Source organism: Microbacterium atlanticum (genome assembly GCF_015277815.1).
GTDB lineage: Bacteria > Actinomycetota > Actinomycetes > Actinomycetales > Microbacteriaceae > Microbacterium > Microbacterium atlanticum.
This window is the reverse complement of record NZ_CP063813.1, coordinates 2,728,982-2,743,045: the sequence shown is the minus strand read 5'-3', so window position 1 is coordinate 2,743,045 and position 14,064 is coordinate 2,728,982. Positions and strand designations below refer to the sequence as shown.

Sequence of the window (14,064 nt, the reverse complement as noted above, 5' to 3'; positions counted from 1 at the left end):
CAGCCGCATGTTCGGACTCGTCTGGATGCTCAGCATCCGTATCCGCGTGTTTCTGCGTCGGTTCATGCCGACCAACATCCTTCTTGGTGCGATCTTCACTCGGCGCGGTCTGAAGTGGGGGCTGCCGGCGATGGTCTTGGCGGGGGTCTACTTCGTGGCCGCCGCGCTCTGTGCGGGAGCCATCAGTCAGGGCGCGCCCGGCTGGCTGAACCTCCTCGTGCTTCTCTGTCTGTGGAATGCGCTCAAGTTCGTCGCGGTCGGCCCCGCAAGTCTCTTCTGCCTGCTGCGCGTGCGGATGGGTGAGGCTCGGATCCGACGCTTGGAGCGGGCGGCGGTGCTGAGCGACGGGGTCCCGCTCGAGCGCGCGACCCAGGCGCCCGCTCGGGTTATGCACTGAACTTCGCTGACGGCGTGCCGGAGGTCTCCATCACACGCGGGTTCCTCCGCACTCGTACTCGCACTCGACTCACTCAAGGCTGGCGACGGCGGATGAGCCTGTGGCCCCCCGGGCTGCGCGTCCACGATGTGGGCGCGGTTACGGGCCTCCGCGTGCACCTGACTGACGAAGTGGCAAAGGCCGATAGAGCGGGTGTCTGGCGTGACCCAGCCGTTGCGCTCGCCGAGCCATCGAGACCCGAGGACTGGGACCATCAAGTATGAACCGTGACGCGGCAGACGAGATTGTCCAGAAAGCCGGCATCCTGGCCGTGCTCTACTATCCCGAGATTCACGCCGATGACCCGGACTATCGTCTGGCGAATGACGTCTCCTGGGTCCTCGAGGAAGCAGGGGAGTTCGCAGAAGGCGATCGCGAAATGCTCGTCGACATCGTCAGTCGGGTCATCATCGATCCGACGGGGAATCGCGAAGCACTCACCGACTTCGTCTACGGGCTGGTCGAAGACGGCGATTAGCCAATGCCCGACCGCCGGTACTACGAGGCTCACCGTGAGGAGATGCTCGCAGCGAGCCGAGCATGGAAGGCAGCGAATCCCGAGAGAGCGCGCTCCCACAATCGGAGATCGGCGCATAAGGCTGCCGAAAGGCGGCGCATCGTCGAGCAGCGAAAAGAGAGTGGGCGCGCCTGGTACGCCGAGCATCGTGAAGCCGAACGTATGCGGGCTCGTCGCTTTCGGCTAGAACATCCCGAAAAGGTCCACGAATACCGCGCCCGGTTCCAGGAGCGTCACCCCGAACGGGCGGCGGAACAGGCGCGTCGCGCGTCGGAGCGATGGCATGACAAGAATGCGGAGGCGATTCGAGAAGAGCAGCGCATCGCTGCCCATCAGCGTCGTGCAAGCGATCCCGACGCCTACCGGCGGTGGTACCAGGCGAATCTCGAGCAGCAGCGAGCCCGCGGACGGGAGGCCAGTCGGCTTCGCAGCCGATTGAAGAACCTGGGGTTACCGACGCGTCGCGTTCGGCACACGTACTCAAATGAGCGTCGGGCCAATGACCGAGCTAGCGCGGAGTTCTTCAGCCGTCGCCGCTCCGCAGCAGAGATGCATCGGCTGCGGCGCGAGGGTGAATCAGTCTTCCGCCGTCCGACACGAGCCCAGCTCGCGGTGCTCGAAGCACGTCGTCGAGTCATGAGCCGTGAAGAACTCGCGGCGGCAGGTACCCATCTTCAGGAGCGATTGCGTGCCGCAAAGGCTCGAGATCTCGCGCGGGCGTTCTTCCCCGAGGTTGCAGGTCGGCTCTATCACGCGCGTCAGGATCGACTCCGTTGCGAGATTCAACTGGACTCGATTGCCCGCCGAGTTCGCGGCCGCGAGCCCTACGACGTGGAGTCGGAGCTGCGGCGTCGCGTCAAGCAGGAAGCTAGCGAACTCGCTCTGACGCTCGCCCAGCGGAGCGCTGACGAGGACCAGATGAAGCGGCTGATCGACCATCGCCTTCCGACATCGCGCCGATCATCGCGGTCGGTGCTTGCCCCGGCTGGGGTTGTGAAGCACGTGTCGCCGGCCGACTCGCAAGCGCACCGGCGGGGGGAGTCAGCCTTTGAGATTCGGGACCTGCCGAATTAGCGCGCGCGCTTGTGGCACCATCGCGCTCGACTTCAACGCGCGGGGCAAACGCGCATAACTATCGCAACTGCCGCCCCTCTCCTTTGTGGGCTGTGCGCCGTCGGCCGATCTGTGCGCTTGAGGACCGGTGAGCGTGCGGGGCGCCGGCGCCAGAAGCCAATGTTCCGGGAGCCTCGTTCTGCAATCGATATGCTCCGCACATGTGGCCCTGGACTTCGCCTCCTGTCACGCGTCCTAGCGGGCGTGTTGATCAAGAAGGTGCGGGGTGGCCAGCCGCCGCGAGTTGCGCGGGAGAATGGGCGTGTGAAGATCCAGGTGCTGCATATCGAGGATTGCCCGAATTGGCAGGAGGCGGGCGATCGAGTACGGCTGGTGCTCGACTCGATCGGACGGGGCGATGTTCCGGTGGAGTTCGTGTTGATCCGCACCGAGGCTGAGGCGGTGAGCTCTGGTTTCGCGGGCTCGCCCACGATTCTTCTGGACGGTCAGGACTTGTTCCCGTCCCAGGGGAACACTGCCGACTTGGCGTGCAGGGTCTATCTGACCGAGCGCGGCTTTGCAGGTGCGCCGACGGTGGGACAGCTTGAGCGCACGCTGCAGGAGCGCGAAGCGCTCAGCGGAGATCGGTCTTGATCCAGATCAGCGCCGCGGCGAGGCTGACGGCGGCTCGGTAGTTGCGGGCGAGTTTGTCCGAGCGCATCGCGATGCCGCGCCACTGCTTGAGACGGTTGAAGCAGCGTTCTACGACGTTGCGTCCCTTGTAGCGTTCCTTCTGCTTGTCGCCGAAAGCGATCGGCCGGCCCGGCTTCTTGCGGCGGTGCGCGATCTGGTCGTCCCGCTCGGGGATGGTCGCCGCGATCCTCCGGTCGCGGAGCCAGGCGCGGTTCGCCCTTGAGGGGTACCCCTTGTCGGCGAGCACCCGGTCGGGGCGGGTGCGGGGGCGGCCCTTCCCGTCGCGGGGAACGCGGATGTTCTCCAGCACCGCGCTCATCATCGTGGTGTCGTTGATGTTCCCGGCGGTGATCATCATGCTCAGCGGCCGGCCGCGGCCGTCGCAGACCAGGTGCAGTTTGGTCGTCAGCCCGCCGCGGGAGCGTCCGATCCCGTGATCAGGCGGCTCGGACCACGGATTCTTGTGATTCGGCACAGCCCCCTGTGTCCCGGGCGAGGGTCGCGCCGTGCTGATGCACGCGCGCGATCGTGGAGTCGATCGAGACGACCCAGTCGATTTCCCCAGCGGCGTCGGCCTGCTTCTGCACCTCGGTGAGCAGCTTCTGCCAGGTGCCGTCCCCGGCCCACCGGTTGAACCGCTTGTAGATCGAGTTCCACTTCCCGAACCGTTCCGGAACGTCACGCCACGGCGCACCGGTCCGGTACTTCCACGCCATCCCCTCGATAGCGAGCCGGTGATCCGTCCACGGCCGCGACCGACCGGTCACCGTCGGCATCAACGGCTCCATCACGGCCCACACCTCGTCAGAGATCTCCTGTCGCGTCACCGTTCAAGACTCACCCACCGAGGAGCGGAACCTCTTGATCAACACGCCCTAGCGAAGCGGACCTGCGTGCTCAGTTCGACCAATCCATCGAGACCTTCCGTTTCCTTCTCGGCCTGGAGCGGACGGCGTGGGGTTTGTTCGCAGCCGCCGATGTGGCGTTGATCGTCTATGGACTAACCCTTGGAATTGCTGGGCCGGTCTTCTTCGGGTTGTTCGTCCTGCTCGCGCTACTACTTGGCTCGATAAGCATCTACCGACACCTGGTACCGATCGCCTACGCCGCCTACAACTGCGAGCGCGAACTCGGATTCGCGCCTGGGAGCGGTTTGGTCGAAACGTACGGTCGGGTGCGGGCGCCAGCGCTGATTGACGGATTCGACCAGGTTCGTCGTCTGCCGGCGACTGAGCGTGCGACGGCGATTCGACCGCTGATGTCGGTGAGGCGATCGATTGGTATTCGATCCATCCTGGTGATCGTGGGGCTGATGGTTGCGCAACTCGGCCTTGCACTCATCCTCATGTATGGATTCCAGTACACGCTCTTCGAATCGCAGGCCGCTGGAATCTCGCCCGAGCCGTCCCCATCTCAACCGGTGCGCCTCACACAAACTGGCGTCACGATCGTACCCACGCCGACAGTCACGCCCTGAGTCACCCGCATGCTTGGGGTCAGCCTGGCCCGATTGACCACGGGCATTCGCGGCGATTGGGGCCGTTGACGCAGCACAGCCACCGACGAGCGACCCCGCCAGCGACCGATGCAGACTGCAGATCCCGTTGTTGGGGACGTCAGCGGGCACGGCGGACCCGAACTGCCTTCGACATGTCCTCGACAAGCACGTTGCCATCAACGAAGAATGCCTTCGGCCGGTAGGCGTAGCGGTATTCGTAGTGGTACTCCGCTTGCTCCCACCGGCTCCCGTCGGTGAACTCGACGGTCGTCTTCCCGTCCCAGCCTTTCCACGCACCGGCGATAGTGCGCCGCACGTCGGCGGAAAGTGCCTTTACTCTCACTGGGCGACTCATGCCGTCGACGGACATCATCCTGTTGGCGATCGAGACGGCCGGGCGGTATGAGTAGCGATACTCGTAGAGATACTCATCCTGCTGCCAGATCGTTCCGTCGCTCAGTTCGACGATCGTGTCGCCGCTCCATCCGCTCCAAGCGCTTTCAACCACCAAGCTCATGAGTTGACTCCTCCCTTAGGTTCAGGCACCCACAGAAACCTTGTCAATCGATGACTGACGCGCTCCTGATGCCGCTCACGACAGTTTGGCCGGAGGCGCCGACATGGCTGCTCCGAATTGATCAACGAGCCTGAATGATCGCGGTAGGGTCGGGAGAAGCGACGCATCTGCAAGGGGAAACAGATACATGCCAGTACTGCAGGTACGGGTGAGCCTCGTGCCAAACTCTGTCGCCGTCGATAGCTTGTGCGCGGGATACGAACTGAAAGCTTGGCGCGCAGACGCGCTCGTTGACGATGTGTTCGAGAACCACCTTCTGACATTTGCGCTCAGCTACTCAGAGGCGAAGAACATCTCGAGCGCCACAGCAATCAGATCGATCCGAGACGCTGCCACATCCGTCTACAGCACTGATAAGTATGGGCGGCGCGGCGAGTTCGGGGAGCTGTTGCTCCACGCTGCGCTCGTTGACTTCTATGGCGCCGAACCCGCTGTCAGCAAGATTTACTACGAAGATTCGGCAAACGATGTCGTCAAGGGCTTCGACAGCGTCCACGTCGTCGCGGGGGCGGGAGGCGCGCTCAAGATCTGGCTAGGAGAGGCGAAGTTCTACTCAGACCTTGACGGGGCGATGTCGAGCGTGTTGAAGGACATAGAAACGCACCTAGCAGCCGATTTCCTTCGCAAGGAGTTCGTCTTCATCACTCGCAAGATCGATGATGATTGGCCGCATGCGACGATCTTCCGCGAGATGATCGCGCGTGCGCGCAGCCTGGACGAAATCTCCTCCGAACTCGTCATGCCAATCTTTCTTACCTACGACAGCGAAGCCGTCGACGCACACGATGTCGTGACCGACGAGTACATTGCGGCGTTGACGGAAGAGACTGGCGCCGCCCTCGCGTCGTTCGAGTCTCGATTGAAGAAACCGCTGGAGGTTGAGATCCGCTTGATCCTGGTGCCGTTGAAGTCAAAGTCCATGCTCGTGAGTCTCATGCACACGAAGCTCGCCGCGCTGCAGGCCATCTAGTGGCATCAACAGACTTCGCAGAACTGCGCGCCATCTCCAACATGCTGATGGTTGGCGAATCTGAGCACCTTGCCCGTGACAAGTTCATCCGGTTCCTCGATGGTTACTCAGGCGCTGGTCCGCTTGTGCCAGTCGTGGATTCATTGGCCGTTCGGCTTGGCCTCTTTCCCTACGTCTCGCCGCTCGCTGGCGAGGCGAGTGAAGCTGAGGCGCTGACACTTGCGTATCACTCGCCGCGAGCGCTGCGCGACCGGGGTTTCACATTCCACGTCGAGCAACAGCGCATATACGAGCGGCTGATGGACGGAGAGAGCGTCGTGCTTTCGGCTCCAACGTCATTTGGCAAGTCGGCGATCGTTGATGCTTTGATCCTATCGGGCAGGTGGCACAACTTCGTAATCATCGTGCCGACGATCGCGCTCATCGATGAGACGCGGCGTCGGTTGGTCGCTCTTGATACCGGCTATACAGTCGTTTCTCATCCGAATCAGCAGCGTGCCGAACGCAACGTATTTGTCCTGACCCAGGAGCGATTCCTCGAGTTGGACCCGGTCCCCACTGTCGACTTCTTCATCATTGATGAGTTCTACAAGCTCGGCGATGGTGAAACCGACGAGAAGCGTCGTGCCACCCTCAATATTGCTTGGCGACTGCTGCGAAACACGGGGGCACAGTACTACCTTCTTGGCCCGAACATTGACGCCCTCGGTGTGGACGAAGGCACTGACCTCGCCCGCGCGTTCGTGGTGTCTGACTTCAACCCGGTCGTCATCGACGTCGAGGACCGATCGCATGTAGAGGACCGACTCGCTGACATGCGGAGCTTCCTAGATACCGAAGCCGCAGGTCCGAGCTTGATCTTCGTAAGTGCGCCGGCCCGAGCCAGCGAGATTGCGTTCGAACTTTCGACGAGTGCCGCGGATCCCTTCGTGGTTGAAATGGCTGACTGGATCGCCAACCACTACGACCCCGAGTGGTTCGTCACGAAGGCGTTGGCAGGGGGCGTTGGCACACATACAGGCCCGATGCCTCGCAGCATCCAAAGGGCTATGGTCCGGCTGTTCGCGATGGGCAAGGTGGACAAGCTCGTCTGCACCACCACGCTGATTGAAGGCGTCAACACGGTCGCCAAGAACGTGGTCATCTATGACAAGAAGATCGACCGAAAACCAATCGACTTCTTCACCTTCTCCAACATCCGTGGGCGGGCGGGCCGGATGTTGAAGCACTTCGTCGGCCGTGTGATTTCCTATGCCGACCAGCCGGAGCCCACGTTGTCCACGGTCGACCTACCTATTGAGTCCCAGTCGCCAGCGGCATCATTGGCAACTCTCGTACAGCTTGGACCCGACGAGCTCACAGCGCAGTCCCGGGAGCGATTGCAGGCCGTGCTCGAACAAGATGTCCTGTCCCTGGAGACCATACGCAAGAATCGCGGACTCGATCCGGAACTCCAGATTGGAGCTGCGCGACGCATGAGGGAAGCCTCTAGCCAGGAGTTCCAGGACCTGTCCTGGAGGGGCATGCCGACTCGCGACCAGCTCGGTGCAACCATCACACTCGGATACGACGAGCTCCTGAAGGGTAGGGATCGTAGCGGCGATAACCCGCTTTCGATCCTGGCCAAGCTGCGGGCGGCGCGCACAGCACAGGGCCAGATCCCCTCCCTGGTTGCGGCAGCGATGCCACACAAGCGCCCCAACCAGACTCGCAGTGAGGTCGTGGACGATGTGCTGAGCTTTCAGCGCAATTGGATGGGGTTCAAGATCCCATCCATGCTGCGTGCTGCCAGTTCCATCCAGTCGGAGGTCGCGAAGGACCGCGGCGCGCCCTCGTCCAACTACGAGTACGTCATCCGCGAGATTGAATCCCTGTACCTTCCTCCATTCATCGCGGAGCTCGAGGACTATGGCCTCCCGATTCCCGTCGGCGTCAGACTCGCCAACTTGGGGCTCCGCGGCGAGACGATCGAGGAGGTTGCTCGGAAGGTGGTCTTGATGGCGAAGCGCCAGGACGTGCTGGCCGCGCTGACCCGCGTGGAGCGATGGTTCCTCTCCGACGTAGCGTCTGGTCTCTCCAGGGAAATCCCCTCCGTCAACTTGCCAGGGCCCGCTCCTGCGTAGTCGGCTGACGTTCGCACTCCGTTTCGCAAGCGATGTACGGAGGGTGCCTCCACCCCGCATCCGGCCGACACCCCCGTCGCGCACGCGGGCGCCGGTCAACGCGCATCGCCCGAATGGGGATGGCCAGAGAATCGCGACATGCTCCTGGGCCAGCCACGGAGGCGCTTGGGACCGGTTGTCAGCAGGTCCTTTCTGCTCTTGACCTCGCCTTGGTCGCCGTCGGAGGGCCCGCGCTCAGTAGGCTCGGCTAGTGATGCTGACGCTGCTTTCGCTCCTGTCGGTTGGTCTCGAAACTTCAACTTCCGAGTCCCCCGCTCGGGAGATCCTTTGGACTGACACGCTCACGGCGATCGGTACAGTAGGTGCCGTCGTGCTTTCGCTCGTCCTCGCGATTGTTGGTTGGGTGACGGCTTCGGTCGAAAGAGGCAAGCGTCGCGCCGAAGCTGCGCGGGCAGCGGCAAGAGCTCAGGCCGAGCAGGGGCATTGGTGGCTCCGCGATTGTGACGAGCACCCCTCCCCCTGGGAGTCCGAATGGGTGCTGAGCAGAGCGTATGCGACCCTCGGGCTCGAACGATGCTGGGGCGACGTCGTCGTGCTCGAGAACAAATCGGACGCCCCCATGCACGAGATTGTGGTCAACGCCCCATCGTTTCTGCTTCTCGGGCTCGACGCATTCGTTCCCGGCTCCCTTGGTCCTCGCGAACGCCGCGTGTTCCATGTGTCCGGGTTTGGAGGTTCACTTTTGGACCCGGAGTTCTACGCTTCGACGGGCTGGCTCTCATTTGCGGACGCGGATGGGAAACGCTGGCGCCGCCTATGGTCCGGGACGCTAGTGCCGGCCACAACGTCCCGCGGCGAGGATCAGAAGGTTGCCGAGCAGCGCCAGCTGGAGCTGTACAGGACTCTAAGGCAGCTCGGCGAAGAAGAACGTTGGGTCGATTCCGACGGGGCGCGGCTCGCTGAGGTCAAGGAGTTGCTCACCTCAGTTGGAGAGGCTCGCACACCCAGCGTCTCTCGGTACCTCTGGCAGCAGCTGCATAGCGCTGATGAGGTGGCGTTCGGGATGCTGCAGAAACTGCCATACAACCACTGGAGGCGTAGGGTCGCCGCCGAGTGGTGGAGGTGGCGAAGCGGTCGCGCATAGGCCGCTCCCCGGCCCGCCTATGCCAGGAATCGACCCTCGGATGCCCGCGTCGTTCCTCCAACGGGCAGCGAACGAATGGGGATCGCAGGCTTAATGGGATGTCGCCACGAGACTCGCCCACGACTTGCCCGCTATATGCACTTCTTGTATGCCGCAGAGGGCGCCGCGCCGGTCCCTATGGACCACTCTAGAGTCGCCTGTCCGCCGTCTGTCGATGTCAGCACGACGGCATACCACTCGCTATAGTCCAGTTCCCCGGGAGATCGATTGCTCATCACGATTGAGTCGCCGACGTTCAGCAATTCTTCACATCGACTCTCATCAGTCGAGATGCGAACTCGTGCGAAGCCATCGAAGACATAACCGGTCGAGACTCGCAGGCCCGAATCCTTAATCGGCGTCGATGAGCTGTCGGATAGCGTGACCGTTTCTTGTTTCAAGCGCTGTGTCGGTTGCTCGGATGTGGGCGTTGGCGTCGCGTTCGGCGCAGTTGCCGATGCCGAGTACGAAGGTGTATCGGACGGATGAGGCGAAGTCGACGGCGGCGAATCGTCGGGTGAGGCTTGCGACGGGCCTACGCACCAGTTGAATGCGTCACAGAGTGGTCGCCAGTCACCCACCCCAGTCCAACCGATGACGATCGCGACGATCGCACCCACGACCGCCACTGTCACGATGCTGATGACGGCGATGAGATGGCGCTTCACAAATCCTCGCCCATCGCTTCCGCGGCGACGGGCGCGAAGATCCGAGTTCACAGAGCAATCATCTATGACTGGCCAACTAGTGGCCGACTGTGAGACGGCGAACCAACTTCGCATAGCCGGCACGGAAGAGGCCTTGCATCACTCTCTTCGTCGACTTGACGCGACTGAACCCCGATGTGCTGCTTGTGCCCGTCACGTCTGCGCGCATCGGCATCCAGCCTTGACCGTCGAAGACACAGTCATCACCACCCGCGACGAGGACTTCATCAGGTTCGTGCTCGAAGACACCGCAAGCCGCCGCGTGGCGGAAGAGCAGTTCTACGCGGCTATGGATGGCAGCGCGGCGTGAGAAGTCCAAGGCCTCCCGCGGGTAGCGCGAAGGCGTGAGTGCGTCGAGAAGTTCTACCAACACAACCGTGCAAGAAGTCGTCGCGTCGACGTTGGCGCTGATTCCATTCCAGGATCTCGCCGATCGAGGGACAGTTCGGTTCGAGGTTGCGTTGCCGTCTAATCAGCTTCACCATGTGGTGGCGACGATTCGCTGCGCTACCCATGCGGAGGTGGTTCGGAGGTACTCGACTCGGAGCTCGAGCGGCCAGGTTCCCTCCGCTCCCCAGATCGTGGCGTGTGTGTGGGACCGCCCGATGAGCGTCGCTTCCGTGCCGTCCACCTTCGTGTCGATGGTCACGTTGCGGATGGAGTGGTAGGTCATGCGGTCGCTGCCGATGTCGTTGAGCCACTCGCGTTTGGGCTGCAGGTATCCCGTCATGTGCGTGAGCGTGAAGTCGGACGCGAGCAGATCGCTGAGCTCGTCCGTATGGGCGTCGACCATTGCCGCGCATAGTGCCTGGTAGGCGCGCGTGATGTCGGCGGCGACGTCGTCGCCCTCGCTGCTCATGCGTCGGCCAGCCCTGTGATCCGGTCCAAGTCGTCGCGGACGTCTTGGGGTTCGTCGGTGATGGGCTGGTTGTCGCGATCTCCCGGCCCCTCCAAGCCCGCGTCGGGCGCGAGCGCTGTGAAAGGCGGTTCCAGGTCGGTCTGGGCGGCTCCGGGTTCGGCGACGAGTTCGAACGTCTTGGAGGTGGCACCGGGTGAGGTGAGGGAGGCGACGAGGATGTCGGCGATCTGGGAGCGGGCGATGACGCCGTCCGAGGCGTCGCCGGCGCGACGGTGGTCGCCCTGCAGGAAGTGCAGGTGGTGCTGGTCTGGATCGTTGTAGTCGAACCAGCCGGGGCGGACGATGGTGTAGGGGTGTCCGCTGGCGCGCACGAGGCGTTCGGCGCGGCGCTTCCAGTCGTGTGCTTTCGTGGAGCGGTTGTAGGAGCCGTGACGGACGGTGACGCCGATGGCGGTCATCAGTGCGATGCGGATGCGGCGCGCGCCGGCGGCTTCGAGGACGTTGCGGACTCCGCCGTAGTCGACGTCGCGTACGCCGGGTTCGCCGCCGTGGGTGCCGTGGGTGAAGATGACGGCGTCGACCCCGTCAACGGCGGCGCCGAGGCTCTTGGCGTCGGTGAGGTCTCCGACCACCACGTCTGCGCCCTCGACGGCGGCATGGGTGCGCGTGAGGACTCGCACGTGGTGTCCGGCGCGGCGTGCGGCGGTGACGACGTGGCGGCCGATGCTGCCGGTGCCGCCGACGAGGAGGATGGTCAGAGCTGGGGAGGTGGTCATCGGGGGACTTTCTGTGTGTCAGGAATCTGCGGGCGACCGGAATGCGGCGGACTTGATCTGCTCGAGGGCGTTCATGAAACCTTCCGAGCATCCCGATGCACCGGCCAGCCGGTCGATGTCGAGCGCATCGACGTCGCGGCCGACGATGGCGTCAGGGAGTGCTTGGGCGAAGCGCTGCTGGTGCTCGAGCGAGGTTGGGTCTTCGGCGGGCGTTGTGATGCGCACGCTCTGGACGGTGTCGTTGCGGATGGTGAGGGTGACGTCGTGGTGCGAGGGCAGTGAGCCGTACCACCCGGTGGCGGTGTATTCGCCGTCTCGGTAGCTCGACTCCGACCGCTCTGCTCGGCGCCCGGAGTCGGGGTCGGAGGCGGCGCAGGAGGTCAGGGTCGCGCCGAGGAGCGCGACCCCGACCGCTGCGCCTGCGCGGATGGCAGAGGACACGGTGAGTCCTGTCGTTTCGGTGCCGTCAGCGGCGGCGCGCTGCGGGCAGCAGCTCGTGGGCGCCGTAGCTGTTGTCGTCGGGGTTGAGGGTGACGCCGGGCGCGACGAGCTGGTCGATGCGGTCTAGGACGGCCGTCGAGAGCCGGATGTCTGCGGCGGGCATGTAGGACTCGAGCTGTTCCATCGTCCGGGGCCCGACGATGGCCGCGGTCACGCCGGGGTGGTTCAGCACGAACGCGATGGCGAGCTCGATGAGGGTCATGTCGTTGGCCTCGGCGAGGAGCGCGAGCTCCTCGACGATGTCCAGCTTCCGCTGGTTGGCGGGGCTGTTCATGTCGAAGCGGGCGCTCGGGCGGGCGGCGGAGGTCGGCGACGCGGCGGCGTCCTTCCGCCATTTTCCGGAGAGCCATCCGCCCGACAGGGGGCTGTAGGTCAGCGTTCCCATGCCGTGGCGCTGTGTGGTGGGCAGGATGTCTTCCTCGATGCCGCGCACGAGGATCGAGTACGGGGGCTGCTCGGTGATGAACCGCTCGAGGTTTCGCTCGCGGGACGTCCACTGCGCTTCGACGATCTGCGACCCGGAGTAGGACGACGAGCCGATGTAGCGGATCTTGCCCTGGTGGACGAGGTCGGACAGCGCGCCGAGGGTCTCTTCGATGTCGACGTGGGGGTCGGGGCGGTGCACCTGGTACAGGTCGATCCAGTCGGTGCCGAGGCGGCGCAGCGAGTTCTCGACCTCCTGGATGATCCATCGGCGGGATCCGCCGCGGTGGTTCGGGTTGTCCCCCATCGGCATGAAGAACTTCGTGGCGAGGAACACGTCGTCGCGGCGGCCGGCGAGAGCCTTGCCGGTGATCTCTTCCGAGACACCGGCCGAGTAGACGTCGGCGGTGTCGACGAAGTTGATGCCGGCGTCGAGGGCTCGGTGGATGATGCGGATGCTGTCCGCTTCGTCCTGGTTGCCCCAGGGGCCGAACATCATGGTGCCCAGGCACAGCGGGCTGACCTGGACGCCGGTGCGTCCGAGCGGGCGGTAGTCCATCGTCGTTCTCCTTGTCGGTCGTTCTGGTTCAGGCTTCGGGGATCTCGCGGGCGAAGTACGCGTCGCTCGGCTGGTCGGGGTCGGGCCCGCCTCGGACACCGGTGTCGAGCGCGTCGATCCGGGAGAGTTCGTCGGTGGAGAGTTCGAAGTCGAAGACGTCGAAGTTCTCGGCGATGCGCGCGGGGTTGGTGGACTTGGGGATGACCGACCGGCCCTGCTGGATGCCCCAGCGCAGCATGGTCTGGGCAGGGCTCTTGCCGTGCGCTGCGGCGATCTCGGCGATGGTGGCGTCCTGCAGGACGCTGCGGGCGCCGTCGCTCCAGCCCGGGTAGAACGTGATGCCGCCGATAGGCGACCACGCCTGGGTGAGAATGCCGTGCGCGGCGTCGGCCTTCTGCACCTCGGGCTGGGTGAAGTAGGGATGCAGTTCGACCTGGTTGACGGCCGGGACGACGTCGGTCGCTGCGAGCAGGCGTTCGAGGTGGTGCGGCATGAAGTTGCTGACTCCGATGGCGCGGACCTTGCCCTGGTCGAGCAGGGTCTCCAGCGCCTTGTAGGCGGCGATGGTGTTGTCGAACCGGGTGGGGATGGGCTGGTGCAGGATCAGCAGGTCGAGGGTGTCGACTCCGAGCTTGCCGGTGGCCTTCTCGAAGGCGTGGAGGGTGTGGTCGTAGCCGTAGTCGGTGACCCACACCTTGGTCTCGAGGAAGACCTCGTCGCGGTCGACTCCGGATGCGCGCAGGCCTTCGCCGACCTGCCGTTCGTTGCCGTACGCGGCGGCCGTGTCGATGTGTCGGTAGCCCGTACGCAGCGCAGTCTCGACGGCGGCGGCGGTCTCGTCGGGCGGGCTCTGGAAGACGCCGAGCCCGATGGTGGGCAGGGTGACGCCATTGTTGAGGGTGACCTGGATCATGCGGTGGGTTCCTGTTCTGCGAAGACCTTCTTGGCGACGGTGATGGCGCTCATCGCGCGGGGCCAGCCCGCGTAGAAAGCCAGGTGGATGATGACTTCTTTCAGTTCGTCCTGGGTGAGGCCGTTCTGCTGCGCGATCCGCAGATGGCCGACGAGCTGCTCGGTGGAGCCGTTGGCGATGAGGGTGGCGACGGTGATGAGGCTGCGGTCGCGCGGGCGAGTCCCGGCCGCTCCCAGATGTCGCCGAACAGCACCTCGTCGGTGAGTTCGACGAGCT

General features: G+C 64.1%; 18 protein-coding genes. 9 read left to right on the top strand and 9 right to left on the bottom strand.

Annotated features, from left to right (window positions below; genetic code table 11):
- Positions 1-7 precede the first annotated feature (7 nt).
- The 4 genes from IR212_RS12580 to IR212_RS12565 all read left to right on the top strand — a co-directional run bounded on the left by IR212_RS12580 (position 8) and on the right by IR212_RS12565 (position 2,660).
- Positions 8-397 (top strand): sulfate permease, encoded by a 390-nt coding sequence (locus tag IR212_RS12580; protein ID WP_194396235.1) that lies wholly within the window; start codon positions 8-10, stop codon positions 395-397.
- Positions 398-656: 259 nt separating this feature from the next.
- Positions 657-914, top strand: a complete 258-nt coding sequence (locus tag IR212_RS12575) for a hypothetical protein (RefSeq protein ID WP_194396234.1) — start codon at positions 657-659, stop codon at positions 912-914.
- A 42-nt stretch (positions 915-956) separates the two neighbouring features.
- Positions 957-2,027: a hypothetical protein gene (locus IR212_RS12570; protein ID WP_194396233.1), complete on the top strand. Its 1,071-nt coding sequence runs from the start codon at positions 957-959 to the stop codon at positions 2,025-2,027.
- A gap of 303 nt (positions 2,028-2,330) precedes the next feature.
- On the top strand, positions 2,331-2,660 hold the full coding sequence (locus tag IR212_RS12565) for a hypothetical protein (protein WP_026095586.1): 330 nt from the start codon (positions 2,331-2,333) through the stop codon (positions 2,658-2,660).
- On the opposite strand, the gene IR212_RS12560 is transcribed toward IR212_RS12565, so the two are convergent.
- A protein-coding gene (locus tag IR212_RS12560; RefSeq protein WP_233449959.1) for an IS5 family transposase occupies positions 2,641-3,487 on the bottom strand; the annotation gives its coding sequence in 2 pieces (ribosomal slippage) (positions 2,641-3,180 and positions 3,182-3,487; 846 coding nt in all). The two genes, IR212_RS12565 and IR212_RS12560, sit on opposite strands and share 20 nt — an antisense overlap.
- Positions 3,488-3,660: 173 nt before the next feature.
- Here IR212_RS12560 and IR212_RS12555 point away from each other — a divergent pair.
- Positions 3,661-4,176, top strand: a complete 516-nt coding sequence (locus IR212_RS12555; protein WP_194396232.1) for a hypothetical protein — start codon at positions 3,661-3,663, stop codon at positions 4,174-4,176.
- A gap of 139 nt (positions 4,177-4,315) precedes the next feature.
- Here IR212_RS12555 and IR212_RS12550 read toward each other — a convergent pair whose 3' ends face one another.
- On the bottom strand, positions 4,316-4,714 hold the full coding sequence (locus IR212_RS12550; RefSeq protein WP_194396231.1) for a hypothetical protein: 399 nt from the start codon (positions 4,712-4,714) through the stop codon (positions 4,316-4,318).
- Between the two features lie 187 nt (positions 4,715-4,901).
- On the opposite strand from IR212_RS12550, the gene IR212_RS12545 reads away from it, so the two are divergent.
- The 3 genes from IR212_RS12545 to IR212_RS12535 all read left to right on the top strand — a co-directional run bounded on the left by IR212_RS12545 (position 4,902) and on the right by IR212_RS12535 (position 9,011).
- A complete protein-coding gene (locus IR212_RS12545; RefSeq protein WP_194396230.1) occupies positions 4,902-5,744 on the top strand; it encodes a HamA C-terminal domain-containing protein in 843 nt (280 codons plus the stop codon).
- Positions 5,744-7,867, top strand: coding sequence for a DEAD/DEAH box helicase (locus IR212_RS12540; RefSeq protein ID WP_194396229.1), 2,124 nt, complete (start codon positions 5,744-5,746; stop codon positions 7,865-7,867). The genes IR212_RS12545 and IR212_RS12540 overlap by 1 nt, the downstream gene beginning before the upstream one ends.
- 250 nt (positions 7,868-8,117) lie before the next feature.
- Positions 8,118-9,011, top strand: coding sequence for a hypothetical protein (locus IR212_RS12535; protein WP_194396228.1), 894 nt, complete (start codon positions 8,118-8,120; stop codon positions 9,009-9,011).
- A 131-nt stretch (positions 9,012-9,142) separates the two neighbouring features.
- Here IR212_RS12535 and IR212_RS12530 read toward each other — a convergent pair whose 3' ends face one another.
- The gene (locus IR212_RS12530; protein WP_228479300.1) at positions 9,143-9,769 is read right to left on the bottom strand and encodes a hypothetical protein; all 627 of its coding nucleotides are present in this window, start codon (positions 9,767-9,769) and stop codon (positions 9,143-9,145) included.
- Between the two features lie 169 nt (positions 9,770-9,938).
- Between IR212_RS12530 and IR212_RS17260 the strand changes: the two genes are divergently transcribed.
- The gene (locus IR212_RS17260) at positions 9,939-10,067 is read left to right on the top strand and encodes a hypothetical protein (RefSeq protein WP_273542097.1); all 129 of its coding nucleotides are present in this window, start codon (positions 9,939-9,941) and stop codon (positions 10,065-10,067) included.
- A 168-nt stretch (positions 10,068-10,235) separates the two neighbouring features.
- Here the strand turns inward: IR212_RS17260 and IR212_RS12525 are convergent, their stop codons facing one another.
- Genes IR212_RS12525 through IR212_RS17285 form a run of 6 tightly spaced genes read right to left on the bottom strand, consistent with a single transcriptional unit; the run spans position 10,236 to position 13,967 of the window.
- Positions 10,236-10,616 carry a nuclear transport factor 2 family protein gene (locus IR212_RS12525; RefSeq protein WP_194396226.1) on the bottom strand — a complete coding sequence of 127 codons (381 nt, stop codon included), beginning with the start codon at positions 10,614-10,616 and terminating at the stop codon, positions 10,236-10,238.
- Positions 10,613-11,392: an SDR family oxidoreductase gene (locus IR212_RS12520; protein ID WP_194396225.1), complete on the bottom strand. Its 780-nt coding sequence runs from the start codon at positions 11,390-11,392 to the stop codon at positions 10,613-10,615. The genes IR212_RS12525 and IR212_RS12520 overlap by 4 nt, the downstream gene beginning before the upstream one ends.
- An 18-nt stretch (positions 11,393-11,410) precedes the next feature.
- Positions 11,411-11,833: an FMN-binding protein gene (locus IR212_RS17110; RefSeq protein WP_228479299.1), complete on the bottom strand. Its 423-nt coding sequence runs from the start codon at positions 11,831-11,833 to the stop codon at positions 11,411-11,413.
- A gap of 25 nt (positions 11,834-11,858) precedes the next feature.
- Entirely contained in the window at positions 11,859-12,875 is a 1,017-nt protein-coding gene (locus IR212_RS12510; RefSeq protein ID WP_194396224.1) for an aldo/keto reductase, read from the bottom strand.
- 28 nt (positions 12,876-12,903) lie between these two features.
- Positions 12,904-13,788 (bottom strand): aldo/keto reductase, encoded by an 885-nt coding sequence (locus tag IR212_RS12505; RefSeq protein WP_194396223.1) that lies wholly within the window; start codon positions 13,786-13,788, stop codon positions 12,904-12,906.
- Positions 13,785-13,967 (bottom strand): carboxymuconolactone decarboxylase family protein, encoded by a 183-nt coding sequence (locus IR212_RS17285; RefSeq protein WP_337907633.1) that lies wholly within the window; start codon positions 13,965-13,967, stop codon positions 13,785-13,787. The genes IR212_RS12505 and IR212_RS17285 overlap by 4 nt, the downstream gene beginning before the upstream one ends.
- Positions 13,968-14,064: the final 97 nt, after the last annotated feature.

Coding starts and splice junctions, on each gene's coding strand:
- IR212_RS12580 (WP_194396235.1), top strand. CDS start 8: ATGTTCGGACTCGTCTGGATGCTCAGCATCCGTATCCGCGTGTTTCTG.
- IR212_RS12575 (WP_194396234.1), top strand. CDS start 657: ATGAACCGTGACGCGGCAGACGAGATTGTCCAGAAAGCCGGCATCCTG.
- IR212_RS12570 (WP_194396233.1), top strand. CDS start 957: ATGCTCGCAGCGAGCCGAGCATGGAAGGCAGCGAATCCCGAGAGAGCG.
- IR212_RS12550 (WP_194396231.1), bottom strand. CDS start 4,714: ATGAGCTTGGTGGTTGAAAGCGCTTGGAGCGGATGGAGCGGCGACACG.
- IR212_RS12545 (WP_194396230.1), top strand. CDS start 4,902: ATGCCAGTACTGCAGGTACGGGTGAGCCTCGTGCCAAACTCTGTCGCC.
- IR212_RS12525 (WP_194396226.1), bottom strand. CDS start 10,616: ATGAGCAGCGAGGGCGACGACGTCGCCGCCGACATCACGCGCGCCTAC.
- IR212_RS12520 (WP_194396225.1), bottom strand. CDS start 11,392: ATGACCACCTCCCCAGCTCTGACCATCCTCCTCGTCGGCGGCACCGGC.
- IR212_RS12510 (WP_194396224.1), bottom strand. CDS start 12,875: ATGGACTACCGCCCGCTCGGACGCACCGGCGTCCAGGTCAGCCCGCTG.
- IR212_RS12505 (WP_194396223.1), bottom strand. CDS start 13,788: ATGATCCAGGTCACCCTCAACAATGGCGTCACCCTGCCCACCATCGGG.